Here is a 24,001-nt window from a genome sequence, read left to right as displayed (position 1 = left end):
GCGCTGCGCATCCTGATCGTGGTGGCGTCCCTCAGTGGCAACACCCGCGAGCTCGGCCGCCACATCGCCGAGCGATGCCGGGCCACAGGCCACGCCGTGCACTGGCAGGACGCTGACGACCCGCGCCAGTGCCCGCCGCTGCCGGTGGACGAGGCCGACCTGGTGCTGCTGGGTTGCTGGACCGACAACGCCGGGCGCACGCCGTCGGAGATGAAGGCCTGGGTGGCAGGCATCGCCGAACGCGGCCAGCGGCCGCGCCAGGTGGCGGTGTTCGGTACCGGCGAAACGCAGTGGGGGCAGGAGTACTACTGCGGTGCGGTGCACCGGCTGATCCGCTATTTCCACAGCGGCTATCCGCCGCTGGAGATCGAACAGATGCCACATGGCCGTCGGCATGCCACGGCCATCAATAGCTGGACCGACGCGGTCCTGGATCATTACTGGAGTACCACCGATGCAGATCATCGACGCCACCACGCCTGAGCAGTTCCAGCAGTTGCTGGCCGACCATCCGCGCGTGCTGGTGGACTTCCACAAGGACCAGTGCCCGGGTTGCCGGATGCTGGACATGTCGCTGCAGCGGGTGGCCAGCGGCACTGCAGGGCAGGGCACGACCCTGCTGCGGGTGCAGCTGGAGGTGGTGGGCGAGGCGTTCTTCCGCGAGCTGGGCCTGCGGCAGACCCCCACGCTGTCGCTGTTCCGTGATGGCGACGAATGCATGCGCATGCCGGGCTTCCAGTCGCCGCAGCAGATCGAAGCGGCGATCGCGGAGTTCCTGTAGCGCCGGTCATGCCAGATCCACGCATGGCGTGGATCTACTGGGGTCAGAGCCCTTGCCTGCGGCAAGGAATCCGACCCCGGCATTTGGCATCAACCGCCGGCGAAGGTATCCACCAGCAGCTTCACGTTCAGCACCACGATCACCAGCGCGATCACCCAGGCGATGCTGCCCAGCCAGCGCGGCGCCACCAGCGCGCCCATCGTCACCTTGTCGGTCACGATCCGCACCAGCGGGATGATCGCGAACGGCAGCTGCATCGACAGCACCACCTGGCTCAGCACCAGCAGCTTCACTGCGCCCTGGTCGCCGAACAGCATGATCACCACCACCACCGGGATGATGGCCAGCGCGCGGGTGATCAAGCGCCGCAGCCACGGCGGCAGTCGCAGGCGCAGGAACCCTTCCATCACGATCTGCCCGGCCAGTGTCGCCGTCACAGTGGAGTTCAGGCCGGAAGCGAGCAGCGCCACGGCGAACAATGTCGAGGCCAGACCCACGCCCAGCATCGGCGCCAGCAACTGGTGCGCCTGCTCGATGTCTTCCACATCGAAGCGGCCATTGGCATGGAACACCGACGCCGCCAGGATCAGGATGCTGGCGTTGATGAACAGCGCCAGGGTCAAGGCAACGGTGCTGTCGGTGACGGCCCAGCGCAGCGCGCTGCGACGGCCTTCATCGGTGCGTGGATAGGCACGGGTCTGCACGATGGACGAATGCAGGTACAGGTTGTGCGGCATCACCGTGGCGCCGATGATGCCGATGGCGATGTACAGCGCGTGCGGATCCGTGACCACCTGCGCGCGCGGAATGAAACCGCCCAGCACCTGCATCACCGGCGGCGCGGCCAGCGCGATCTGCACCATGAAGCAGCCGAAGATCACCAGCAGCAGCGCGATCACGAAGGCTTCCAGCGCGCGGAAGCCGCGGTTCATCAGCAGCAGCACCAGCAGCGTATCCAGTGCGGTGATCACCGCGCCCCACAGCAATGGCAGGTCGAACAACAGTTTCAAGGCAATGGCCGTGCCGATCACTTCGGCCAGGTCGCAGGCGATGATCGCCGCTTCGCACAGCGCCCACAGTGCCAGGTTCACCGGCTTGGGGTAGCGCGCACGGCAGGCCTGCGCCAGGTCCATGCCGGTAGCGATACCCAGCCGTGCCGACAACGCCTGCAGGATCACCGCCATCAGGTTGGAGATCAGGATGACCGACAGCAGCAGGTAGCCGAAGCGCGAGCCGCCTGCCAGATCGGTGGCCCAGTTGCCCGGGTCCATGTAACCGACCGACACCATGTAGCCCGGGCCAAGGAAGGCCAGCAGCCGGAACCACCAATGGCCTTTGTCGGGTACGGCAATCGAAGCGTTGAGCGCACCCAGGCTGGCCGGAGTGGAGGCGGCAGAATCGGTGGGTACGACGGTGTTCATGGCTGCCAATATAGCCACTGCTATATCGCATAGCAATGTGAAACAATCGTCTTTGCTGCGTCACTGGTCCAGAATTCAGGTTCGCACCCGATGACAACTGCAGGACAGGCACACGCGTGGGCAAGACGGACGATTCGACATCGCTGAAAAACACCCCCTTGATCGAGGCCGAGCGCCAGGTCGAGAGCTTCCGGCAAGTGCGCGAGGCACACCGGATGGAACTGGTGGAGGACTATGTCGAGCTGATCTCCGACCTGTTGGCCGACGGCGGCGAGGCCCGCCAGGTCGACATCGCCACCCGCCTGGGCGTGGCCCAGCCGACGGTGGCGAAGATGCTGCGACGGCTGGCCCGTGACGGCTGGGTGGTGCAGCGCCCATACCGCGGCGTGTTCCTGACCCCCGAGGGCGAGGCGTTGGCCCATGCCAGCCGTCAGCGCCACCAGACCGTGGAACGCTTCCTGCTGGCGCTGGGCGTGGACCCGGATACCGCGCGACGTGATGCCGAAGGCATCGAGCACCATGTCAGTGAGCAGACCCTGGCCTTGTTCGACGCATTCGTACGCAAGGCCGAGGGCGGCTGAGTCGCGGTTTCTGTACTGCTGTTCGCGCGGCATGGAATGAGTGCATCCACGCATGGCGTGGATCTACTCGCGGAATCTGCTTTCTGTAGAGCCGAGCCATGCTCGGCTGCTGTTCGCGCGGTGATGAAATGAGTCGAGCATGGCTCGACTCTACAATTCAGGCGGGCAACGCGCCTGTTCCTGAGCACGCGCCTGCTTCCGCCATTCCTGCAATACCGGTTGCAGCCCGCGGTAATGGCGCCCCTGCCAGCCATTGGCCAGCACCGTGCCCTGCGCATCGATCAGCACCAGGTTGGGCGGGGCCGGGCCGGCCAACGCCTGCAGCGCCGGCATGCGCTTCGCGCGACGCGGGTCCAGCACCGGCCACGGCATGTCCTGCAGCTGCATGTAGCGCCGCAACGCCGCCTCGCTTTCATCCAGGCTGACATACACCACTTCGGTATCGGCGCCGGCCTCGCGCAGTGCGTCGCGCACGCCGCGCAGGGTCGGCACGAAGGCGTGGCAGGGCGCGCACCAGTCGGCACCGAAGTACAGCGCGATCAGCTTTGGCGGTGGCGACCACTGCACCGGCCGCAGGGAACGTGGCTCGGGCCGCATCAGCGACGCGGAGACCTGCGCGTGCAGGTCGGCCGCCGCCGCCGGCGATGCCAGTGCCAGCAGCAGGGCGGGCAGCCACCTAGAACGCATAACGCAGGTTCACGTACCACGAGCGGGCGAAACGCGGACCGTACACGTAGTCGCTGTCGCGCAGCGCGCCGCTTTCCAGATCCTTCTGCCGCTGGTCGAACACGTTCTTGACTCCGGCCGCCACCGACACTTCCTGCTGTGCCTGCGCGCCCAGGTGGCGATGCCAGCGCGCGCCGAGATCGGTGACCAGGAAGGCGCGGGTGCGGTGCAGTTCGCCCAGCCGGTTGTTGAGTACCGGCATCGATCCGGTGTGGCGCAGCGCCAGGAACGTCTCCCAGGGTTCGGCCGGCATCCAGCTGAGCTGGGCCACGCCGGTCCAGCGAGGCGTCTTCAGGTAGTCGCGGCTGTCGATCACCGTATCGCCGCCGTCGGCGGTGTCATCGAAGATGCGTTGCGGCGCGCGGAACTGCGAGCGGTACCACGACGCACCGGCCGTCAGCCGCCATTGCGGAGAGGGCTGCCAGCCGACGTTGGTTTCCATGCCCAGCACGTTCGAGCCGGACGCGTTGTAGCGCAGCTGTGTCAGCTGGCCATCATCGCCACGCTGGATCTCGCCCAGCGCGAAGGTATCGCGGATGCGTGCGTAGGACGCGGTGGCATCCCAGCTCCATACCGGGTCGGCCGGGTCGGAGCGCCAGTCGAATCCGAACAGGGTGGTCAGCGCGCGCTCCTCCTTCAGGCCACGGGTGTTGCGCACGCGCACCTGTTCGCCACCGAGGGTATCGACGTGGACATCCTCGACGAAGATTTCCGGCGCACGGAAGCCGGTGGCGATGCCCGCACGCCATTTCAGCCGGGGAGTCGCCTGCCAGGCGAGGGCGATACGCGGTGAGAACACGACGCTGTCCAGTTCCGAACTCTTGTCCACGCGCGCACCCAGCACCAGGTCGACGTCATCACGTACGCTCCATTCGTCCTGCACGAACGCGCCGAGGTTGTGGAAGGTTGCATCCTCGAGCACGGCCAGGCGCTGGCCGGCGCCATCGCGGTTGTCGTCACGCAGGCCCTCATGCTTGTACTGCACGCCGAACGCAAGCGTGTGTGCACCCAACCGCCAGTTCAACTGGCTGTCGATGTAGTGCAGCGGGTTGTGGGTGCGCCCGTACTGGCGCCACGAGCGTGATGCGGCACTGCCGGGCACGTTCGGGTCCAGCTGCGAAGGGTCGTAGCCGGGCGCCGATGGATCGGTGACCACATCGCCAAGACCGCCATAGAAGCTGTCGCGGTCGATGTCAGCGAAGGCGTAGGCCAGACGGAAGTCGACGTCGCTGTTCACTTCCTGGTCCCATGACAGGCTGCCGCGACGGTAGTTCGTGTCCAGCGATTCGGCGATGTTGGCCAGGTGTTCGGGCTGGTGGAGGCGGTTGCCGCCGCGACGGCTCTCATCGGTCACCTGCAGGTCCAGCCGCAGGCGCGTGCCCGGATTCGGTGCATACCAGGCCTGCAGGCCACCCACCTTGAGGTTCTTGCGGGTGATCTCGGTATAGCCGTCGCCGTTGTAGTCGATGCCGCTGTTCCAGTTGCGCTGGGCGATCACCGACAGTCCCGCGTCGGCTTCGCTGGCGACCAGATCCAGACGGACGTCAGCGTTTTTCTGCGGCGTGCCCTTCAGCACATCCACGCCGGCCTGCACATGGCCACCGCTGCGTGCAGGCAGCGGCGGAATCAGATTGATGACACCGGCCACCGCGCCCGGCCCGTACAGCGACGAACCACCGCCCTTGACCACTTCGATGCGGTCGACGAAGCCGGCGGGAATCTGTTCCAGCCCGTACACGCTGCCCAGCGTGGACAGCAGTGGAATGCCATCGAACAGCAGCTGGTTGTAGGCACCGGGAAGGCCCAGCAGCTGCACCTCGCTGGTGTTGCAGTTCTGGCAGTTGCTTTCCACGCGCAGGCCATTGATCAGCTCCACCGCGCGGGAGAAATCAGTGGCCGCGCGCAGGGCGATGTCTTCCTTGCGCAGTACTTCGGTGCGGATCGGCACGTCCGACAGCAGGCGTTCGCTGCGCGTGGCGGTGCTGACTTTCACCTGCACCCGGTCCAGCTCGGTGGGTGAGGGCGGTGCAGCGACTGCGGCCAGTGGCAGGGCGGCGGCGATACCGGCAGCCAGAGGCAGCCGGCGGAGAAGGGAGGCAGCAATGTGCATGAGGGCGTCGTCCTTGGGGAGGGAGGGCGGCGAGGGCAACCTGGCTGGCGCACATGAAAGCAGAAGCTCATCAACATAGCAATTGCTATATTGCGGTTTCAGCCTGCAGCGGAAGCGGGGTCTTTACTCGAATCCGAGTGTTATAACATTACATAATGCGCACGGAAGCGTGCCGGTGGTCATGCACCGGGAGGGGTCAGCCGCGGCGGAAGGCGGCGGGAGTGCGCGCGCCGACGATGATCATGCGGATCATCGTGGAGATCTGTTCGATCAGTTCCGGGTCGTTCTCCGGAGGCTGGTCCATGGCCGAAGCGCCCATCGCAAACACCAGCCGGGTGATCGCCATCGACACCAGTTCCGGCTTGTACAGCACCGCGCCATCCAGTGCGGCCAGGCGCACCAGGTCGTGCTGCAGCTCTTCTTCGAAGTAGTGCAGTTCGCGTTCGACCGCGTGCTTGAAATCATCCGAGCCGACCGCGCCTTCGCGCAACAGCACGTGCAGCAGCTTGTCGTCGGCGCGCAGCTGTTCCATGAAGGTTTCCACCGACACGCGCACCACGCTGGTGGCGCTGGACGTTGCGCGCTGGCGGGCTTCGCCGATGATGGTGCGCAGTGAGCGCCCGGCCACGTCGATCAGGGCGACGGCCAGTTCGTCCATGTCGCGGAACTGTCGATAGAAACTGTTGGGTGCGATGCCGGCCTCGCGGGCGACTTCGCGCAGGCTGAGGGTGGACAGGCTGCGATGCGGGCCGATCAGTTTCAACGCGGCGGCCAACAGATCCTCGCGGCTCACCGTACGGCGGGCCGGGCTGTTGGCATCTTCAGGCGGAGACAGAACGGTGGCGGCGGCCATGGCACTTCCGGAGGGGCAAGGCTGAATCATACCCAATCCGGTGCAATATACACATGTATACACAGCTGTGTGTGCGGCCGTATAGTGCGTCCATGAGCGCTGTCGTCCGACCTTCCCTGCTTTCTCCGTACCGCTGGCTGTCGCCGTCGCTGTTCGACTTCTGGGCGGGCCAGCTGAATCCGTTGTGGACCCTGCGAGAGCCGATGGCCCGCCTGGTACGGCGCGAGCCGGCCGGCGAGGGCGCCGCGACCCTGGTCCTGCGCTGCAACCGGCACTGGGCCGGGATGCGCGCCGGCCAGCACGTCACCCTCGGCGTTGAGCTTGAGGGGCGTGTATTGCGCCGCAGCTACAGCCCGACCCGCCTGGGCCGCCGTGAGCTGGCCATTACCGTCAAGGCGGTGGAAGGCGGCAAGGTCAGCCAGCATCTGGTCGCACATGCCAAGCCGGGCGATCTGTTCCGGCTGGACGCGGCCTTCGGTGATTTCCACATGCCTGCCGCAGCGCCGGTATTGTTGCTGGCAGCCGGTAGCGGCATCACGCCCATGCGCAGCCTGCTGCGCGACGCCTGCCAGCGCCCGCTGGCTGCGCCGGTCGATCTGTTCTACTGGGAGCGCAACGCTGCGGCGTTCCAGTTCCGCGATGAACTGCTGGCCTTGGCTGCGGCGCATCCGAACCTGCGCGTGCACCTGCTGGCCACCCGCGAAGGCGACATACCGGCTGCGCGTATCGACAGCCACACGCTGGCCGTACCCGGTGACGACACCCCGCTGGCGCAGCGCCATGTACTGGCCTGTGGCCCGGACGGTTTCGTTGCCGCCGCGCGCACGCGGCTGGCCCAGCACGTGGCCGGCTTCCAGGCGGAAGCCTTTACCCCACCGGCCGCACTCAGGGATGCCGACAGTCTGGGCGAGGTCGCATTGACCCTGGCCCGCAGTGGCCGGCGGCTGATCGTGCCGCGTGGCCGCTCGCTGCTGGAAAGCCTGGAGGCGCAGGGCATCGCGCCCAAGCACGGCTGCCGTATGGGCATCTGCAACAGCTGCACCTGTGAACGCGTCAGTGGCACCACCCGCCATCTGCGCACCGGCGACACCCAGTCCGAAACGGCCGTGCCGGTGCGGATCTGCGTGAGCGCGCCGACCACCGACCTGACCCTGGATCTCTGAGGACCCCGCTGCCATGACCCGCGCTACCGACCGTGCCCTGAGCCCTGCCGAGATGCAGACGTTTGGTGAGGAACTCGATGCGATCCGCGACCGTGTGATCGGCAGCCTCGGCGCGTCCGACACCCGCTACATCCGCCGCGTCGCAGCGGCTGTGCGCTGGTCCGGCGTGCTTGGCCGCAGCCTCCTGTTCCTTGGCGCGTTCTCGCCGTTGTTCTGGGCGCCGCTGCTGTGGCCGGCCTGCATCGCCGGCACCCTGCTGCTGGCGCTGGCCAAGATCCTGGAAAACATGGAGCTGGGCCACAACGTCATGCATGGCCAGTACGACTGGACCGGCGACCCCAAGCTCAACGGCAACACCTACGAATGGGACATCGTTGCCACCGCCGACAACTGGCGCAAGACCCATAATTTCCGCCACCACACCTACACCAACGTGCGTGGCATGGACGATGACATCGGCTATGGCCTGCTGCGCATCTTCCCGGAGCAGCGCTGGAAGCCGTTCTACCTGTTGCAGCCGATCATCGCGCCGATCTTCGCGCTGCTGTTCCAGTGGGGCGTGGCTGCGCAGGATCTGCGCCTGGGCCGCTGGTTCAAGGGCCGCATCAGCAGCCGCGCGATGTGGCTGCAGACCCGTCCGGTGGCACGCAAGATGATCCGCCAGGTGCTGAAGGACTACGTGTTCTTCCCGCTGCTGGCCGGTCCGTTCTTCCTGCCGGTGTTGCTGGGCAACATGGTGGCCAACGGCCTGCGCAACATCTGGACCTACGTGATCATCTTCTGTGGGCACTTCACTGCCGAATCGGAAACGTTCCCGAAGGAATGCCTGCGCAATGAATCGCGCGGCCACTGGTACCTGCGCCAGCTGCGCGGTTCGTCCAACATCAGCGGCGGTTTCGTGATCAACGTGCTGTCGGGCAACCTCAGCCACCAGATCGAGCACCACTTCTATCCGGATCTGCCGGCCAACCGCTATGCGGCGATCGCCAAGGAAGTGAAGGATATCTGCCGTCGTTACGGCCAGCACTACAACAACGGCTCGCTGCCGCGGCAGTTCACCCAGGTGGTCTGGCGCATCCTGCGCCACGCGTTCCCGAGCAAGCCGCGCCGCCTGCCGATGCCGGACATCATGCCGGCACCGGCGTCGGCCAACGCCGGCTGATTGTTCAGCCGGCCTTCGCCAACAGCGCAGGCGACTGGCGGTCCAGCCTGCGCAGGAACACCTGCATTTCCTTGCGCGCCTGCTGATCGCCCTTGCTGCCAGCCACGCTGAGCCCACGTTGCCACGCCCCGCGCGCCGCCTGCGGCTGGCCACCGGCCAGCCATGCCTTGCCCAGCAGCTTCCACGCCGCCGAATAGTCCGGGTCCAGCACCACGCAGCGCCCCAGATGGGTGGCTGCGCGCACCGGATCGCCGGCGTCCAGCCAGCTTTTGCCCAGGCCGAAGCGCAGCAGCGCGCTGTCCTTGCCGGCGGCGAGCATCTTTTCCAGCGTGTTGATGTCCATCAGCGCACCTCCACCAGGGTTTCCACCGGACCCGCCTGGAAGCGCCCGCGATGGAACAGCAGCGGTGCGCCGCCTTCTTCCCGCACGTCGACGATGCGCCCGGCCAGCAGCAGGTGATCTCCGACCGGCCACTGCGCGTGGCGGGTGCAGGTGAGGTGGACGACGGCACCAGCGATACGCGGTGGCGCGTCTTCGCCGTCGTCCAGCAAAGGCACGTCGGTGAATCGATGGCGCACCTGCGGGTCGGCGAAACGGCGCGCCAGGGCTTCCTGTCCGGCGCCGAGCACGCTGATCGCGAACTGGGTGGCGCGCTGGAACGTGGACAGGCTCTGCGCATGCAGGGCCAGGTTCCACAGCACCAGTGGCGGCTGCAGCGAGATCGGCACGAACGAATTGATGGTCAGACCCTGCGGCTTTCCCTGTGCATCACGCGCGCACACGATCGCCACACCGGTAGGGAAATGGCCGAGCAACCGCCGCAGCGCACGCGGCGGGAGACTGACCGACGGCACCGGTGCCGGAGCGGGAAAGACCCCTGCCCACGGCCCGGCGTATGCGCCAGAGTCCGCGTTCATGCGGCCCTGGCCTGGCGGTAGCGCCGGCCGACTTCGGCCCAGTTGATGAGGTTGAAGAACGCGCCGATGTAGTCCGGGCGGCGGTTCTGGTAATGCAGGTAGTAGGCGTGCTCCCAGACGTCCAGGGCAAGGATCGGGGTATTGCCGGAGGCACCCGCCGCTGCGCCCATCAGGGGGCTGTCCTGGTTGGCGCTGCTTTCGACCTGCAGGCGGCCATCGCGATCGACGGTCAACCACGCCCAGCCACTGCCGAAGCGGGTCTGAGCGGCCTTGCTGAATGTCTCCTTGAAGGCGTCGTAGCCGCCGAGGTCGCGATCGATGGCCGCGGCAAGTTCGTCGTCGGCCGTGCCACCGTTGGCACTGAGGACGGTCCAGAACAGGCTGTGGTTGGCGTGGCCGCCGCCGTTGTTGCGCACGGCGCCGCGGATCGATTCGGGCAGGGCATCGAGGTCGGCGATCAGGGTTTCCACCGGCTGCGCCGGCAGGCCCGCCTGTTCCAGCGCGGCATTGAGGTTGTTGACGTAAGCCTGGTGGTGCTTGCCGTGGTGGATTTCCATCGTGCGCGCATCGAAGTGCGGTTCGAGGGCGTCGTAGGCATAGGGGAGGGCGGGAAGCGAGTACGACATCGAGACAGTCTCCGTGGGGAAGGCCAAGGGTGTGGCCGTGGGGAGACTGTTATCGCACCTCAACATTGGTTGAGGTCAAGCAGCAACGAAGCTTCAGTAGTGCCAGCCCATGGCTGGCAGCTTCATACACTCCGAGCTGCCAGCCATGGGCTGGCACTACTGAACCCGCTTTTGGAACCCTCACCGGCACTACCGGTATCCGTCTTATCCTGCGTCTGGCGTCAGCTCAACCAATCCTTGCACGCGCTATCAACCTGATCACCACAGGCGGTCTGCATCCGCTGCTGCAACCGTGCCAGCGTCTCCGCACCCTTGTGCTTCGCACTCCACGCCTGCAGTTGTGCGGCCAGCCGTTCGAAGCGCTGACGCGTTCGCTGGTGGTAGCCGGAGGGCTGCTTGTCCAGCTCGGCGATCAACGCCTCGGTGGCCTGCTCGATACGCGGCGCATCGTCGGGCGCCAGCCGCAGCAGGCCTTCCACGTACAACACACCCCACTGCACGCGCGTGGCAGGACCCTGCGCGCCCTCGTAGGCACGCTTCAACCACTCCAGGGCGCCGGCGGTATCACCGCGCTGCTCGGCCAGTTCGGCCAGCTCCGGCATGTAGTAGTAAGGCTGCTCGCTACGCTTCAGCTCGGCCAGCAGCAAGGCCTCTGCGCCTGCATCGTCATCGACCTGTCGCAGCGCGTAGACGGCACTGCTGATGGTGGCCTGGCGCGCATGCGCGTCGGTGGCGGCGGCATCGGCGGCGGCCACGCGCTGCTTCACCCGCTCAACCAGGGCTGCCGGCAGCGCGCCTTCGGGCTGCTGCTGGCGGGCCAGCGCCAGCTCGGTCAGCGCGCGTGACAGGGCATCGTCAGCACGATCACCACGCGCGGCATCGGCACGTTCCAGCGCGACCAGCAGCTGCTGGCCGAGGGCATTGCTGCTGGCTGGACCGGCGCTGGCCTGCTTGACCAGCCCGGCGCCGGCATACCCCAGCAGCTCGCGGTTGCGACGTACTTCCGCCGGCTGCGCCAGTACGGCCTGCAACAGTTCGCGTACCTGGGTGGGCGATGTCGTCGGTTTCCCGGCTGTAGCCAAGGCGAGCAGCGCGAAGCGACGCTGCAGCGCAGGTTCGGGTGCGGCCTTGGCCAGCTGTTGCAGCACGTCCTGGGTGCTGCGCTTGCCGGCCAGGCGGTTGGCATCCACCTCCCAACCGTAGTCGCCCAGCACCTGCCAGTCTTCGGCGCCAAGCTTGGCCGGCGTGGCCAGCGCGGTTGCGAGCGTTTCCGCAACGGCGCTGCGGCGGCTGGCGGCGACGGTCAGTGCCCGGGTCAGTTCGGCCGCGTCATTGCCGCCGGCCACGCGGGTGATTTCGTTGCGCTGCGGGTCGAGCACGATCAGGGTCGGATAGCCGCGCACGCCGAAGCGTTCGCCCCACGCCTGCGCGCCTTCCTCGTCGCCGTCCAGATAAACCGGCACGAATTTGCCGGTCAGGGCGATGAAGGCCGGATCCTTGAACAGCCCGGCCTTGAGCTGGTTGCACGGCGGGCACCACACCGCGCCCCAGTACAGCAGCACCGGCTTGCCACTCTCGGCGGCTTCGTTGAAGGCATCATCCACATCGCCCTGGCGCCAGGCGATGGCGGAGGCCGGGGCGGTGGCTGCCGCCTGCGCCGTCGGTACCGGAGCGGAAGCGGGTGAGCAGGCGCTCAGGGCCGAGGCCAGCAGCAACATGGAAAGCGCGACGCGCATCGGCAGCATCTCGAAGGACAGGGTGATGGGGCCATTGTAGGAACGGTCAGGGTGCTGGCTGATGCAGTTTGCTTATGTCGCCCGCGCAGCACGGCATGTGCTGGAGATCAATGCGGACCAAGGCCCGCACCCGCCGAAGCGGGCACCGTCAACACCAGCGGCTGGTAGATCAGGCCGTTGAACAGGCCGACGTCACCATCCAGCACGAATCCATAGTGTTCGTAGGCGGGCACCGCGTTGAGCGAGGCGCGCACGGTCATCTGCGGGCCTCGCACCTGCGGCAGCACCGCCTGCAGCAGGGCACGACCGATGCCTTGCCCCTGCAGTTCCGGCGCGACGAACAGCATTGCCAGATGCTGGCCGGCCTTCAGTTCCACCACGCCGACCACCTGGCCTTCCTGTTCGGCCACAAGAATGTGGTTGTCGCCCTGCAGCCGCTCGGCGAACGCAGACGCTGCGGCCACCGTGCCGAACGTGGCGATGCCCTCGGCAGTGAGCATGGGCGCAACGGCTGCGTTGAAGGCGGCCATGCACACCGCGCTGATCGCGGGCAGGTCATCGACATGGGCGGGGCGGATCGTGGTCATGCGCGGTACTTCCTGTGGCGGGACGGCATCAATGCCCCACGCTAAGCTGGCGGCATGACTGATTTCAATCCCGCCCATGCCCGCCTGTTTCCAACGCAGGGCCTCAGCCTTGGCCTGATGACGCCAGTGGCCGCACACGGCCTGGCCGATCCGCATGAGGCACGACGCATTGCGCGGCTGGCCGACGATCTGGGTTTCGCCGCACTGTGGACCCGCGATGTGCCGTTGATGGTGCCGCAGGGGCCGGATGCGACTGCCAGCGCGCTGGATGATCCATTTCTGTGGCTGGGCATGCTGGCCGCGGCGACCGAACGCATCGTGATCGGCACTGCGGCCATCGTGCTGCCATTGCGGCAACCGCTGCAGGTGGCGAAGTCGGCGTTGAGCCTGGACCGGATCAGTGGTGGGCGCTTCGTGCTGGGCCTGGGCTCGGGTGATCGACCCGAGGAGTTCGCGGCATTCGGCGAGGATCTGCAAAGCAGGGCAGCGACCTTCCGCGAACGCTGGTCGCTGCTGCGTGCAGCGCTGTCGCCCGAACCGTCCGAGCGTGCGCCGGTGCTGCAGGCAACCGGTGGATACGATGTACTTCCCGCGCCGGCCAGGCGCATTCCGCTGCTGGTGGTCGGTACTGCACGGCAGAGCCTGCAGTGGATCGCGCGCGAAGCCGAAGGCTGGGCGACCTATCACCGCGAAGAGACAGCACAGGAAGGGCGCATTGGCCTTTGGCAGCAGGCCCTGGCCCAGCGCGGTGGCGCGCCCAAGCCGTTCGTGCAGTCGATGCTGCTGGACCTTCAGACCGACCCTGCTGCGCCGGCAGAGCCGCTGCCGCTGGGCCTGAAGGTGGGCCGCGATGGCCTGCGCGACTACCTGTTGCGGGTGCACGCGCAGGGCGTGGCCCATGTGATGTTCAACCTGGTCGACAACGGCCGGCCGATGGACGAGGTGCTGCGTGAGATCGGCGAGCAGATCCTGCCGGACACGCTTCGGTAGGTGTCCACCTTGGTGGACACAGCTCTAACGTTCGCCTCTACCGTTCGCCGGGCATGGCCCGGCGCTGCCCTCGGTGTCCGGAATGTTCGCATCTGCGTATCATTCGCATTTGATATCCACTGCTGGAGCCTTGCGTGACCCACCGCAACCCGCTGCATCCGACCGGACGCCTGTTCGCGATCGTGGCCTTCATCGAGGCCATCACCTGGGCCGGTCTGCTGGCCGGTATGTGGCTGAAGTACGGCCCGCAGGCCAACGTGGCGCTGGTGAAGCTGTTCGGGCCGCTGCATGGCGTGGCGTTCATGGTCTACGTGGCGGTGACCCTGTTCGCGGCGCTGCGTCTGCGCTGGCCATGGTGGGCAACGGGGCTGGCCTTGCTGGCCGCGATTCCGCCGCTGGTGACCCCGCCGCTGGAGTGGTGGTTCAAGCGTCGCGGCCTGCTGTCGGTACGCGCAGGGCAGTGATGCATCTGCGGGTGCATGCCCGTTAAGCGAATGGGTATCAAATGCAAATGCGAGCCGTTATCATTTAAGGATGACGTCGCCGCCTGACAGGGCGACGTCGCGCGGGGTGCGGAGGCGCCCGGCGTTCCCTCCTTGGTTACGGTTGGTGTTCCATGCATGCACGTCCCGTGGTTCCCGGCTTGCCGGCGCTGGTGTTGGCTGCCCTGATCGGCACCATGGCGATGATGTCCTTCGTCGCCGTCATCGGCCCGGTCGTCCGCCTGCTGGGCCTGTCCGAATGGCATGCCGGTCTGTCGGTCACGGCCGCGGGTGTGTTGTGGATGCTCGCCGCGCGCCCGTGGGGCCAGCTCAGCGACCGCATCGGCCGCAAGCGCGTGCTGATGCTGGCGATGAGTGCCTACACCGTGGTCTACATCGCGCTGGCGGTGTTCATCGATGTCGCGCTGCAGACGATACCGCCCGTGCTGGTCTCGGTGCTGGTGCTGGTAGGTGCGCGTGGCCTGATCGGCCTGTTCTACGCGGCCGTGCCGCCGACCGCTGCTGCGCTGATTGCCGACAAGGCACCCAGCGGCCAACGTGCGAAATTCCTCGCCCGCCTGGGCAGCGCCAACGCGCTGGGCATGGTGCTGGGTCCGGCTGCTGCCGGATGGCTCGCCTACAAGAACCTGCCGCTGGCGCTGTACGTGGCTGCGCTGTTGCCGCTGCTCGCGCTGGGCCTGCTGGCCTGGCGCCTGCCGGCCACGCCACCGTTGGCAGCCGCACACAACCGCAACCGCGTACCACTGTCGCGCCTCGATCCGCGGCTGCGCCTGCCGCAGATGGCTGCATTCGTGGCGATGGTCTCGGTCACCATCGCCCAGGTCACGGTCGGCTTCTTCGCCATTGATCGCTTCGGCCTGGATGCAGCCGAAGGCGCGCGCATGGCCGGCATCGCCCTGACTGCAGTGGGCGTGGGCCTGATCCTCGCGCAGGGGCTGGTGATGAAGCTGGACGTGCATCCCCGGCACTGGATCATCCTCGGCGCACTGATCGCCGGCATCGGCTTCGCCTCGGTGGCCGCGGTGCAGCAGACCTGGCAGTTGCCGGCGGCCTACGCGCTCGCGGCGTTCGGCATGGGCTTCGTGTTTCCCTCGTTCCAGGCGTTGGCCGCCGATGCGGTGCAGGCGCACGAACAGGGCGCGGCGGCTGGCACGGTCGCGGCGGCACAGGGCCTGGGCATGGTGGCCGGGCCGATGCTCGGCACCCTGTTGTATCGCGGCGGGGCCAGCCTGCCTTATCTGCTGGTCGGCGTGCTGCTGCTGGTGCTGTGCGTGCTTGCCGCAGCGTATCGGATGAAGGAGACGACATGAACGATTCCCTGATGCAGGGCGCGTGGCCGGAGGCTGCGTCGATGCTGCCGGAGCCCAGCGCTGAAGCACCGCTGTTCCTGCTGCGGCAGGCCGATCAGCAGATGCACGCGCGGGGCTGCCGCGCACCTTTGCCGGCGGGCGCGCTGGCCACGCTGGCCGAGCGCGTGGCGACGTTCTTCGCGCAGCAGCGCGGTGGCCCGGGCCTGCTGGTCGGCGCGGTGCCGTTCGAGCCGCGTGCCGATGATGCGTTGTACCAGCCCGAGCGGCTGCTGCCGGCGCTGCCCGTGCAATCACAGGCAGCGCCAGCGCTGTCCGGAGCGCTGACCGCCGAGCCGTCCGCGCAGGACTATGCAGCGGCGGTGGCCGACGCGGTCAGCGTGATGCGCACACCCAACCCGGCGCTGCACAAGGTGGTACTGGCGCGCAGCCTGGTGGCGCACACGCAGCAGGCGCTGTCGCCGGAAATGCTGCTGGCCCGCCTGGGCACCGATCCTGCGGTGGCGACCTACGCCGTGCCGCTGCCGGTGGACGTCGGCCAGGCGCCGGCGTGGCTGGTGGGGGCGACGCCGGAGCTGCTGCTGCGCAAACGCGGTGCGCAGGTACTGTCGCACCCGCTTGCCGGTTCGGCCCGACGCAGTGCTGACCCGGCCGCCGACGAGCGCGCCGCGCAGGCGCTGCTGGCATCGGCAAAGGATCACGACGAACACCGCCATGTGGTGGAGGCCATCGTCGATGGCCTGTCGCCGTGGTGCAGCCACATCGAGGCGCAGCCGCGCCCGGTGCTGCACGCTACCGCCAGCATGTGGCATCTGGGAACACGCATCCACGCCACGCTGAAGGACGCTGCCACCTCGGCGGCGACCCTGCTGGCCGAGCTGCATCCCACCCCGGCCGTCTGCGGTACCCCGCGGCTGGAAGCACTGCAGCGCATCCGTGCGCTGGAACCGGTACCGCGCGGCTTCTATGCCGGCGCCGTAGGCTGGCTGGATGCACAGGGTGACGGCGACTGGTATGTGGCGATCCGCTGCGCGCGCCTGCAGGGCACCCAGCTGCGCCTGTATGCCGGCGCCGGCATCGTCGCCGACTCGCAGCCTGACGCCGAGGTCGCCGAGACCGCCGCCAAATTCGCTGCGCTGTTGAACGCACTGGGCGTGCAGGACCCGCTGCCCCTGATCGAGGTATCCGCATGACGCCGTCCACCGTTGATTCCCGCCTGCCGCTGCAGCAGCAATGGCCCGAAGCGCTGGTTGCGCGCTATCGGGCCGCAGGTCATTGGCGCGGCGAAACCTTCCCCGGTTTCCTGCGCGAACGCGCCGAGCGCCATGCCGATGACATCGCGGTGGTGGCTGGCGATGTGCGCTTGAGCTATGCGCAGCTCTGGCATGAGGCCGGGCGCATCGGTGCCGGCCTGCTCGCGCTGGGCCTGCAACCCGGGGAGCGCGTGCTGGTGCAGCTGGGCAACAGCGCCAGTTTCATCAGTACCATCTGCGGGCTGTTCCGCGCCGGGCTGGTGCCGGTGTACGCACTGCCGGCGCATCGCATCACCGAGCTGGCCCACTTCGCCCGCAAGGCCGAGGCCAGTGCCTACATCAGCACCGATGTACATGAGGGCTTCGATCATCGGGGCCTGGCGCGCGCGCTGCAGGCGGACGTGCCGGCGGTGCGCCACGTGCTGATCGATGGCGACGCAGCCGAGTTCGTCGCGCTGGACTCACTGCAGGGCGACCGCAGTCAGCTGCCGGCCGATCCTGATCCGCAGTCGGTGGCGTTCCTGCAGATTTCCGGTGGCAGCACCGGGCTGTCAAAGCTCATTCCGCGCACGCATGACGATTACATCTACTCGTTCCGCGCCAGCAACGAAATCTGCGGTATAGACCGCGACAGCGTGTACCTGGTCGCGCTGCCAGCGGCACACAACTTCCCGATGAGTTCACCGGGTTTCTTCGGTGCGCTGTACGCCGGCGCCCGCGTGGTGCTCAGCCCGGGCCCGGGCCCGGATGCGGCATTCCCGCTGATCGCGCGCGAGAAGGTGACCTGCTGTGGTCTGGTACCGCCGCTGGCGCTGCTGTGGGCGCAGGCGGCGGCGACCAGCAAGCACGATCTGTCCAGCCTGAAGGTACTGCAGGTCGGTGGCGCGAAGCTGGTGCCGGAGGCTGCACGGCGGGTCATTGATGGCCTTGGATGCACATTGCAGCAGGTCTTCGGCATGGCCGAAGGCCTGGTCAACTACACCCGGCTGGATGATCCGCAGGAACTGATCGTTGCCTGCCAGGGGCGGCCGATCAGCGCCGATGATGAAGTGCGCGTGGTCGATGACCATGACCAGCCTGTTGCCGAAGGCGAGGTTGGCCATCTGCTCACGCGGGGCCCGTACACCATCCGCGGCTACCACAACGATGCGGCGGCGAATGCACGCTCGTTCACTGACGATGGTTTCTATCGCACCGGCGACCGCGTGCAGCAGCTGCCCGGAGGCTACCTGGTGGTGCAGGGCCGTGCCGGCGACCACATCAACCGGGCGGGCGAAAAGATCTCTGCCGAGGAGATCGAAGACCATCTGCTGGCCCATGCCAGCGTGTTCGATGCTGCCGTGGTCTCCATTCCCGACGACTATCTGGGCGAGCGCAGCTGTGCCTTCGTGATCCAGCAGGGCGAGGCGATCAAGGCGCCAGCGCTGAAGGCGTGGATGCGCGGACGTGGCCTGGCCGCGTTCAAGGTGCCCGATCAGATTGTTTTCGTGGACAGCTTCGATACCACGGCGGTTGGCAAGATCAGCCGCCGCGAACTGCGCGCGCAGCTGCGTGCGCGTCATCTGCAACAGACAGGAGGAACGCGCTGATGGCGCTGCCCCGTATTGCCCCGTATTCCCTGCCGACCGCCGCGGAACTGCCGCAGGCGCGTGGCGCCTGGCGCCCCCAGCGTGATCGTGTTGCCTTGCTGGTGCACGACATGCAGCGCTATTTCCTTGCCGCCTTCGATGCGGGCAATGCGCCGCTGCGGCCGGCAGTGGACAACATCGCGCGGCTGCTTGGGCATTGCCGTACACACGGCATTCCCGTCTTCTACACCGCCCAGCACGGCGACCAGGACCGCCGTGACCGCGGCCTGCAGGCAGACCTGTGGGGCCCGGGCATGGGCCGTCGTGCCGACCACGAGCCGATCATCGACGCGTTGGCACCTGCGCCGGGCGAGCATGTGCTGGTCAAGCACCGCTACAGCGCATTCCAGCGCAGCAATCTGGAAACGCTGATGCGCGTGCGTGGCCGCGATCAGCTGCTGATCACCGGCGTGTACGCGCACATCGGATGCACCGCCACGGCGGTGGAGGCGTTCCAGCGCGACATAGAGACCTTCATCGCTGCCGATGCCGTGGCTGATTTCTCGCGTGCCGACCACGATCAGGCGCTGCACTGGATTGCCCGCACCTGCGGCGTACCGATGACCACCGACAAGCTGCTGGAAGCATTGTGATGAACGCGACGACCGAAACCTTGACGCTGGAGCGCATGCGCGCCGACGTCGCCCGCGTACTGGACTGCCAGGCGGCCGACATCGGTGACGATGATAACCTGATCGATCTGGATCTGGATTCGATGCGCATGCTGGGACTGGTGCTGGCCTGGGGCAACACCGGGCTGCCACTGGAGTTCTCGCAGCTGGCCGAACACACCACGCTGCGCCAATGGTGGGCGGTGGTGCAGCAGCTGCAGGCTTCGCAGACGGCATGAACGGATCGCCGCTGCCGCTGACCGAGGCGCAGGCCGGGCTGTGGTTTGCCCAGCGGCTTGCACCGGAAAACCCTGCATTCAATACCGCGCATGCGGTGTGGATCGAGGGTCCGTTGGATGTAGTGGCGTTCACTGCCGCCGCCAATCAGGCCGCGGCCGAGGCCGAGGCGCTGGCCTTGCGTTTCGCCGAGGCCGAGGACGGCCAGCCGGTGCAATGGCATGAATCCACGCGGGTGCCATCACTGCAGCTGCGCGATGTTGCTGCTGCGGCCGATCCGCAGCAGACGGCACGCGCCGCGATGCAGGCCGATCGCTCCAGCGTAGTTGATCCGACCCGCGATCGACTGAGCCAGCAGGTGCTGTTCAACCTGGGCGGCCAGCGCTGGGCCTGGTACCTGCGCGTGCATCACCTGGCCACCGATGGCTATGGCATGGCGCTGTTTACTGACCGTGTATGCGCACTGTATGCGGGCCGCACCGGTAGCGCGTTGCCAGCGCTGGCGGGCGTGCTGGCCGACGATGCCAGCTACCGCAGCGATGCGCGCCGCGACGCCGACAGGCAGTGGTGGCTGCAGGCACTGCAGGGCGCGCCGGCCTCCACCGGCCTGGCCGGAACCGCCGCTGCCAGTGACGATGCCGTGCGTTGGGTGCAGCCGGTGGACCCTGCTTTCCGCGACCGCCTGCTACAGGTTTCGGCATCGTGGTTGCAGCCGTGGCCGGATGTGCTCGCTGCATTGGCCGCCGAGTATGTGCGCCGCATGAGCGCGTCCGGGGAAGTCGTGCTCGGCGTGCCCTACATGGCGCGGCTGGGCAGCGTCGCGGCGCGGGTGCCGGCGATGGTGATGAACGTGTTGCCGCTGCGGGTGGCGGGCGGCGAGGACAGCGTCGAGGAATTCTGCCGGCGCATCGGGCGCCAGCTTAGCCAGGGCCGCAAGCATGGTCGCTACCGTGGCGAGCAGTTGCGTCGTGACCTTGGGCTGGTCGGCGCACAGCACCGCCTGCATGGGCCGTTGATCAACGTACAGCCCTTCTACAAGCCGCTGGCGCTGCCGGGTGTGCGGGCCTCGCTGGAGGTGCTGAGCACCGGGCCGGTGGACGATTTGACACTGGGCTTCCGTGGAGATGGACAGACCCTGCTGGATCTGGAGATTGAAGCGAACCCCGCCCTGTACGATCTGGACGAGGTGAAGGCGCATGCCCGGCGGCTGCTGCATTTCGTGTCGGCGGCGCTGCAGGCCGAAGACATCGCGGCGGTGCCGCTGGCCACGCCGGAAGAATCCAGGCAGGTCCTGCATGGCTTCAATGCCACCGCCCATCCGCTGCCTGACACCACCCTGGTCGAACTGCTGCAGCAGGGCATGGACCGTGATCCGTCGGCACCGGCGCTGGTGTTCGGCGATACGACGCTGGACCATGCCACGCTGGAGGCGCGCAGCTTCGCCCTGGCCGCGCAGCTGCGTTCGCTGGGCGTGGGGCCGGGCACCATCGTCGCCGTAGCACTGCCGCGCTCGCTGGAACTGGTGGTGGCGCTGCTGGCGGTACTGCGCGCAGGTGGCGCCTACCTGCCATTGGACCTTGCGCATCCGGCTGAGCGCCTGGCGCGCATACTGGCGTCGGCGCAACCGGTCTGTGTGTTGGCAGAGGCCAGCGCGCAGTCCCGGATGGCAGACGAACCGGTGCTGCCGCCGGAGCAGTGGACCGATGTGAGCTTCGCCGCACCCTGGCCGGGCCCGATGGGCGACGATGCGGCCTATGTGATCTATACCTCCGGTTCGACCGGCGAGCCCAAGGGCGTGGTGATCGAGCACCGCGCCATCGTCAATCGCCTGCTGTGGATGCGCGAGCACTACGGCATCGGTGCCGACGACCGGATTCTGCAGAAGACCCCGGCAACCTTCGACGTATCGGTCTGGGAATTCTTCCTGCCACTGCTGTGTGGCGCGACGCTGGTGCTGGCGGGGCCGGACGCACACCGTGACCCGACCGAGCTGGCGCGATTGATCCGCGTGCATGGCATCACCACCGCGCATTTCGTACCGTCGATGCTGGATGCGTTCCTGGCTGCACCGGCCTCACAGGACCTGCAGCTACGGCGCGTGTTCACCAGTGGCGAGGCGCTGGATGCCGCCCTGCGTGATCGCTTCCACGCGAGGATGCAATCCGAACTACATAACCTGTACGGGCCGACCGAAGCTGCTGTGGATGTGAGCTGGTGGCCGGCGTCGGCCGATGATTGCTCGCGCCCGGTGCCGATCGGTTTCCCGGTCTGGAACACCCGCCTGTATGTGCTGGACGCACGGATGCAGCCCGTGCCGGTGGGCGTGGCAGGTGACCTCTACCTTGGTGGTGTGCAGTTGGCGCGCGGCTATCTCGGCCGCGACAACCTGACGGCCGAGCGCTTCCTGGCCGATCCGTTCCTGCCGGGTGAACGCATCTATCGTACTGGCGACGTGGCGCGCTGGCGGGCCGACGGTGCTGTCGAATACCTGGGGCGCAGCGACCACCAGGTGAAACTGCGCGGCCTGCGCATCGAACTCGGCGAGATCGAAGCGGCGTTGCGCGAGCTGCCTGGCATGGACCGGGTGGAAGTGCTGTTGCGCGATGATCTTCCCGGCGAGGCGCGGCTGGTCGCCTATGTGCCGTCGACTCAGGCGGATGCAGCGGTGCTGCGCAGTCATCTGCTGACGCGGGTGCCCGACTACATGGTGCCGTCTGCGTTCGTAGGCGTGCATCAGTGGCCGGTGACTGCCAATGGCAAGTTGGATCGCGCTGCGCTGCCGAAGCCGCCGCAGCAGGAAGTCGCAGGGCAGGCACCGCGCACGCCGCTGGAGCAGGAACTGGCCGGGCTGTTCGCGCAGGCGCTGGGGCGTGAATCGCCCGTGGCCGTCGATGTGGATTTCTTCAGTCTCGGTGGCGACTCGCTTTCGGCCGTGCACCTGCTGCTGGCCATCGAGCAGCGCTGGCGTTGCGAGCTGGGCCTCGGCGCGCTGTTCGCGCAGCCGACCGTTGCCGCGCTGGCGGCACGCATTGCTGAGCCTCCGGCACGTGCCGATCACGCGTTGGGACCGGTGATTGCGCTGTCTGCGTCCGACGAGGCAACCGTGGCGCCCTTGTTCGTGCTGCACCCGGCCGGCGGCATTGCATGGAACTACCGCGCGCTTGCGCGGGCGTTGCAGCCAACGCGCGCGGTTTACGGGCTGCAATCACCGGCACTCGATCCCACGCAACCGCTGCCAGGCAGCATCGAGGCCATGGCCAACGACTATGTGCAGCGGGTGATCACGCTGCAGCCGCAGGGGCCGATCCATCTGCTCGGCTGGTCGGTCGGCGGCATCCTTGCGCAGGCGATGGCGGTGCGTCTGCACGACATCGGCCGCGAGGTCGGCGAACTGGTGCTGCTCGATGCCTATCCCAGCGATTGCTGGCGTGCCGAACCGGAGCCCGACCCGATCGCGGCGCTGCGGGCGCTGTTGGCCATCGCCGGGCACGATCCTGACGCGCATCCCGAGCTGGACGACCGCGCGCGCATCCTCGCCTTCCTGCGGCGCGGCGGCAGCGCGCTGGGCAGCCTGCCCGAGGTGGTGCTCGACGGTGTGGTGCGGGCGGTGACCGGAACCAATCGACTGATCCGCGAACACCAGCACCGACCCTTCGTGGGAACGCTGGCGCATGTGCGCGCCGGACGCGATCATCAGGCACGGCCACAGTTGCAGTCCGCACTGTGGAAGGCCCATGCGCTGCAGGTGGATGCCATCGAGCTGCCGTTCCTGCACGCCGAACTGACCGGGCGTGATGCCGTGGCACAGCTGGCACCCTGGCTATCGGCGCGTCTGCAGCAGTGGGACAGGCAACAGGAGAATGCAACGTGCAGTTGACGGGTTTTGAAGGAAACGTGGCGCTGGTGACCGGCGCAGCCGGCGGTATCGGCGCGGCACTGGTGGGGCAGCTGCTGGACGCAGGGTGCCGGGTGGTGGCGACCGATCGTGAGCGGCCTGCGCTGGCGACCGACGATGGGCGCGTGCAGGCCTTCGCACTTGACGTTACCGACGGTGCAGCCGTGGAAGCCCTGATCGACCAGGTGGAAGCCACGGTGGGGCCGATCATGCTGGCGGCCAGCGTGGCTGGCGTGCTGCATGTCGGCGAAGTCGTGGACACCAGCGACGCGGATTGGCGCAGGGTGTTCGCGGTCAATGCCGATGGTGTGTTCCATGTCGGTCGCGCACTGGCGCGGGTGATGTCACCGCGCAGGCAAGGCGCCATCGTGACCGTCAGCTCCAACGCGGCGGGCGTGCCACGGCACGGCATGGCCGCCTATGCCGCCTCGAAGGCGGCAGCGACGATGTTCACCCGCTGTCTGGGCCTGGAGTTGGCGCCGCTGGGCATCCGCTGCAACATCGTTGCGCCGGGCTCCACGTTGACCCCGATGCAGACCGGCATGTGGGAAGACGAGCAGGGCGCGGCGCGGGTGATCGCTGGCAATCCCGCCACCTACAAGGCGGGCATTCCGTTGCGGAAGCTGGCCACGCCGGAGGACATCGCACAAGCGGTGATGTTCCTGCTGTCCGAGCAGGCCGGCCACGTAGCGATGAGTGACCTGTACGTGGATGGTGGCGCCACGCTGCGCGGGTGAGATGCAGAGCCCCGATAGGGGCGCAGGTAGTGCCGGCCGCTGGCCGGCAGCCAGGCGATGCGTCCGGAGGTTCATGGGGTTGCCGGCCAGCGGCCGGCACTACCATGGGTCAGCTGCGATGGATTTCTGTGTCGGGTAGTGCCGGCCGCTGGACGGCAATCTCAGCAAACTATCAG

At 67.5% G+C, this 24,001-nt stretch carries 23 protein-coding genes; 14 read left to right on the top strand and 9 right to left on the bottom strand.

Features of this window, described 5'->3' with window-relative positions:
• The first annotated feature begins 3 nt into the window (after positions 1-3).
• Positions 4-483, top strand: coding sequence for a flavodoxin (locus tag HFK18_RS18010; protein ID WP_240196432.1), 480 nt, complete (start codon positions 4-6; stop codon positions 481-483).
• Entirely contained in the window at positions 455-781 is a 327-nt protein-coding gene (locus HFK18_RS18005; RefSeq protein ID WP_089235895.1) for a thioredoxin family protein, read from the top strand. The genes HFK18_RS18010 and HFK18_RS18005 overlap by 29 nt, the downstream gene beginning before the upstream one ends.
• 89 nt (positions 782-870) lie before the next feature.
• Here HFK18_RS18005 and HFK18_RS18000 read toward each other — a convergent pair whose 3' ends face one another.
• Positions 871-2,202 carry an Nramp family divalent metal transporter gene (locus tag HFK18_RS18000; protein WP_180167299.1) on the bottom strand — a complete coding sequence of 444 codons (1,332 nt, stop codon included), beginning with the start codon at positions 2,200-2,202 and terminating at the stop codon, positions 871-873.
• Positions 2,203-2,318: 116 nt separating this feature from the next.
• Between HFK18_RS18000 and mntR the strand changes: the two genes are divergently transcribed.
• Complete coding sequence (gene mntR, locus HFK18_RS17995; protein ID WP_180167298.1) at positions 2,319-2,783, top strand: manganese-binding transcriptional regulator MntR; 465 nt, start codon at positions 2,319-2,321, stop codon at positions 2,781-2,783.
• A 150-nt stretch (positions 2,784-2,933) separates the two neighbouring features.
• Here mntR and HFK18_RS17990 read toward each other — a convergent pair whose 3' ends face one another.
• From HFK18_RS17990 to fabR, 3 genes are all read right to left on the bottom strand, one after another.
• Entirely contained in the window at positions 2,934-3,470 is a 537-nt protein-coding gene (locus HFK18_RS17990; protein ID WP_180167297.1) for a thioredoxin-like domain-containing protein, read from the bottom strand.
• Positions 3,460-5,619: a TonB-dependent receptor gene (locus HFK18_RS17985; RefSeq protein ID WP_180167296.1), complete on the bottom strand. Its 2,160-nt coding sequence runs from the start codon at positions 5,617-5,619 to the stop codon at positions 3,460-3,462. The genes HFK18_RS17990 and HFK18_RS17985 overlap by 11 nt, the downstream gene beginning before the upstream one ends.
• Positions 5,620-5,815: 196 nt before the next feature.
• Complete coding sequence (fabR, locus tag HFK18_RS17980; RefSeq protein WP_180167295.1) at positions 5,816-6,472, bottom strand: HTH-type transcriptional repressor FabR; 657 nt, start codon at positions 6,470-6,472, stop codon at positions 5,816-5,818.
• Positions 6,473-6,525: 53 nt separating this feature from the next.
• On the opposite strand from fabR, the gene HFK18_RS17975 reads away from it, so the two are divergent.
• Both HFK18_RS17975 and HFK18_RS17970 read left to right on the top strand, forming a co-directional pair.
• A complete protein-coding gene (locus HFK18_RS17975; protein WP_180167294.1) occupies positions 6,526-7,635 on the top strand; it encodes a ferredoxin reductase in 1,110 nt (369 codons plus the stop codon).
• 13 nt (positions 7,636-7,648) lie between these two features.
• Entirely contained in the window at positions 7,649-8,797 is a 1,149-nt protein-coding gene (locus HFK18_RS17970; RefSeq protein ID WP_100552731.1) for an acyl-CoA desaturase, read from the top strand.
• Positions 8,798-8,801: 4 nt separating this feature from the next.
• Here the strand turns inward: HFK18_RS17970 and HFK18_RS17965 are convergent, their stop codons facing one another.
• The 5 genes from HFK18_RS17965 to HFK18_RS17945 all read right to left on the bottom strand — a co-directional run bounded on the left by HFK18_RS17965 (position 8,802) and on the right by HFK18_RS17945 (position 12,664).
• A complete protein-coding gene (locus HFK18_RS17965; protein WP_180167293.1) occupies positions 8,802-9,140 on the bottom strand; it encodes a hypothetical protein in 339 nt (112 codons plus the stop codon).
• Positions 9,140-9,715: a flavin reductase family protein gene (locus tag HFK18_RS17960; RefSeq protein ID WP_100552729.1), complete on the bottom strand. Its 576-nt coding sequence runs from the start codon at positions 9,713-9,715 to the stop codon at positions 9,140-9,142. Before HFK18_RS17960 ends, HFK18_RS17965 begins: the two co-directional genes overlap by 1 nt.
• Positions 9,712-10,341, bottom strand: a complete 630-nt coding sequence (locus tag HFK18_RS17955) for a superoxide dismutase (protein ID WP_180167292.1) — start codon at positions 10,339-10,341, stop codon at positions 9,712-9,714. The genes HFK18_RS17960 and HFK18_RS17955 overlap by 4 nt, the downstream gene beginning before the upstream one ends.
• A 221-nt stretch (positions 10,342-10,562) precedes the next feature.
• A complete protein-coding gene (locus HFK18_RS17950) occupies positions 10,563-12,086 on the bottom strand; it encodes a thioredoxin family protein (RefSeq protein ID WP_180167291.1) in 1,524 nt (507 codons plus the stop codon).
• A gap of 98 nt (positions 12,087-12,184) precedes the next feature.
• Positions 12,185-12,664 (bottom strand): GNAT family N-acetyltransferase, encoded by a 480-nt coding sequence (locus tag HFK18_RS17945; protein ID WP_180167290.1) that lies wholly within the window; start codon positions 12,662-12,664, stop codon positions 12,185-12,187.
• A gap of 54 nt (positions 12,665-12,718) precedes the next feature.
• On the opposite strand from HFK18_RS17945, the gene HFK18_RS17940 reads away from it, so the two are divergent.
• From HFK18_RS17940 to HFK18_RS17900, 9 genes are all read left to right on the top strand, one after another.
• Positions 12,719-13,654 (top strand): TIGR03571 family LLM class oxidoreductase, encoded by a 936-nt coding sequence (locus HFK18_RS17940; protein WP_180167289.1) that lies wholly within the window; start codon positions 12,719-12,721, stop codon positions 13,652-13,654.
• A 134-nt stretch (positions 13,655-13,788) separates the two neighbouring features.
• A complete protein-coding gene (locus HFK18_RS17935; protein ID WP_343202978.1) occupies positions 13,789-14,118 on the top strand; it encodes a DUF3817 domain-containing protein in 330 nt (109 codons plus the stop codon).
• A gap of 152 nt (positions 14,119-14,270) precedes the next feature.
• Complete coding sequence (locus tag HFK18_RS17930) at positions 14,271-15,467, top strand: MFS transporter (RefSeq protein WP_180167288.1); 1,197 nt, start codon at positions 14,271-14,273, stop codon at positions 15,465-15,467.
• Positions 15,464-16,657 (top strand): isochorismate synthase, encoded by a 1,194-nt coding sequence (locus tag HFK18_RS17925; RefSeq protein WP_180167287.1) that lies wholly within the window; start codon positions 15,464-15,466, stop codon positions 16,655-16,657. Before HFK18_RS17930 ends, HFK18_RS17925 begins: the two co-directional genes overlap by 4 nt.
• Entirely contained in the window at positions 16,654-18,306 is a 1,653-nt protein-coding gene (locus HFK18_RS17920) for an AMP-binding protein (RefSeq protein ID WP_180167286.1), read from the top strand. Before HFK18_RS17925 ends, HFK18_RS17920 begins: the two co-directional genes overlap by 4 nt.
• Complete coding sequence (locus HFK18_RS17915; RefSeq protein WP_180167285.1) at positions 18,306-18,938, top strand: isochorismatase family protein; 633 nt, start codon at positions 18,306-18,308, stop codon at positions 18,936-18,938. The genes HFK18_RS17920 and HFK18_RS17915 overlap by 1 nt, the downstream gene beginning before the upstream one ends.
• Positions 18,938-19,195 (top strand): phosphopantetheine-binding protein, encoded by a 258-nt coding sequence (locus HFK18_RS17910; RefSeq protein WP_099818699.1) that lies wholly within the window; start codon positions 18,938-18,940, stop codon positions 19,193-19,195. Before HFK18_RS17915 ends, HFK18_RS17910 begins: the two co-directional genes overlap by 1 nt.
• A complete protein-coding gene (locus HFK18_RS17905) occupies positions 19,192-23,070 on the top strand; it encodes a non-ribosomal peptide synthetase (RefSeq protein WP_180167284.1) in 3,879 nt (1,292 codons plus the stop codon). The genes HFK18_RS17910 and HFK18_RS17905 overlap by 4 nt, the downstream gene beginning before the upstream one ends.
• Complete coding sequence (locus HFK18_RS17900) at positions 23,061-23,825, top strand: 2,3-dihydro-2,3-dihydroxybenzoate dehydrogenase (protein ID WP_180167283.1); 765 nt, start codon at positions 23,061-23,063, stop codon at positions 23,823-23,825. Before HFK18_RS17905 ends, HFK18_RS17900 begins: the two co-directional genes overlap by 10 nt.
• Positions 23,826-24,001: the final 176 nt, after the last annotated feature.

This window comes from Stenotrophomonas sp. SbOxS2 (assembly GCF_013416715.1).
Lineage (GTDB): Bacteria > Pseudomonadota > Gammaproteobacteria > Xanthomonadales > Xanthomonadaceae > Stenotrophomonas > Stenotrophomonas lactitubi.
The sequence above is the reverse complement of the archived record's forward strand: the minus strand, read 5'-3'. Positions and strand labels throughout refer to the sequence as shown.

Bases quoted from the DNA above. Each gene is read 5' to 3' on its own strand.
- HFK18_RS18005 (WP_089235895.1), top strand. From the start codon at position 455: ATGCAGATCATCGACGCCACCACGCCTGAGCAGTTCCAGCAGTTGCTG.
- HFK18_RS18000 (WP_180167299.1), bottom strand. From the start codon at position 2,202: ATGAACACCGTCGTACCCACCGATTCTGCCGCCTCCACTCCGGCCAGC.
- HFK18_RS17990 (WP_180167297.1), bottom strand. From the start codon at position 3,470: ATGCGTTCTAGGTGGCTGCCCGCCCTGCTGCTGGCACTGGCATCGCCG.
- HFK18_RS17985 (WP_180167296.1), bottom strand. From the start codon at position 5,619: ATGCACATTGCTGCCTCCCTTCTCCGCCGGCTGCCTCTGGCTGCCGGT.
- fabR (WP_180167295.1), bottom strand. From the start codon at position 6,472: ATGGCCGCCGCCACCGTTCTGTCTCCGCCTGAAGATGCCAACAGCCCG.
- HFK18_RS17975 (WP_180167294.1), top strand. From the start codon at position 6,526: ATGTATACACAGCTGTGTGTGCGGCCGTATAGTGCGTCCATGAGCGCT.
- HFK18_RS17970 (WP_100552731.1), top strand. From the start codon at position 7,649: ATGACCCGCGCTACCGACCGTGCCCTGAGCCCTGCCGAGATGCAGACG.
- HFK18_RS17965 (WP_180167293.1), bottom strand. From the start codon at position 9,140: ATGGACATCAACACGCTGGAAAAGATGCTCGCCGCCGGCAAGGACAGC.
- HFK18_RS17960 (WP_100552729.1), bottom strand. From the start codon at position 9,715: ATGAACGCGGACTCTGGCGCATACGCCGGGCCGTGGGCAGGGGTCTTT.
- HFK18_RS17955 (WP_180167292.1), bottom strand. From the start codon at position 10,341: ATGTCGTACTCGCTTCCCGCCCTCCCCTATGCCTACGACGCCCTCGAA.
- HFK18_RS17950 (WP_180167291.1), bottom strand. From the start codon at position 12,086: ATGCTGCCGATGCGCGTCGCGCTTTCCATGTTGCTGCTGGCCTCGGCC.
- HFK18_RS17945 (WP_180167290.1), bottom strand. From the start codon at position 12,664: ATGACCACGATCCGCCCCGCCCATGTCGATGACCTGCCCGCGATCAGC.
- HFK18_RS17940 (WP_180167289.1), top strand. From the start codon at position 12,719: ATGACTGATTTCAATCCCGCCCATGCCCGCCTGTTTCCAACGCAGGGC.
- HFK18_RS17930 (WP_180167288.1), top strand. From the start codon at position 14,271: ATGCATGCACGTCCCGTGGTTCCCGGCTTGCCGGCGCTGGTGTTGGCT.
- HFK18_RS17925 (WP_180167287.1), top strand. From the start codon at position 15,464: ATGAACGATTCCCTGATGCAGGGCGCGTGGCCGGAGGCTGCGTCGATG.
- HFK18_RS17920 (WP_180167286.1), top strand. From the start codon at position 16,654: ATGACGCCGTCCACCGTTGATTCCCGCCTGCCGCTGCAGCAGCAATGG.
- HFK18_RS17915 (WP_180167285.1), top strand. From the start codon at position 18,306: ATGGCGCTGCCCCGTATTGCCCCGTATTCCCTGCCGACCGCCGCGGAA.
- HFK18_RS17910 (WP_099818699.1), top strand. From the start codon at position 18,938: ATGAACGCGACGACCGAAACCTTGACGCTGGAGCGCATGCGCGCCGAC.
- HFK18_RS17905 (WP_180167284.1), top strand. From the start codon at position 19,192: ATGAACGGATCGCCGCTGCCGCTGACCGAGGCGCAGGCCGGGCTGTGG.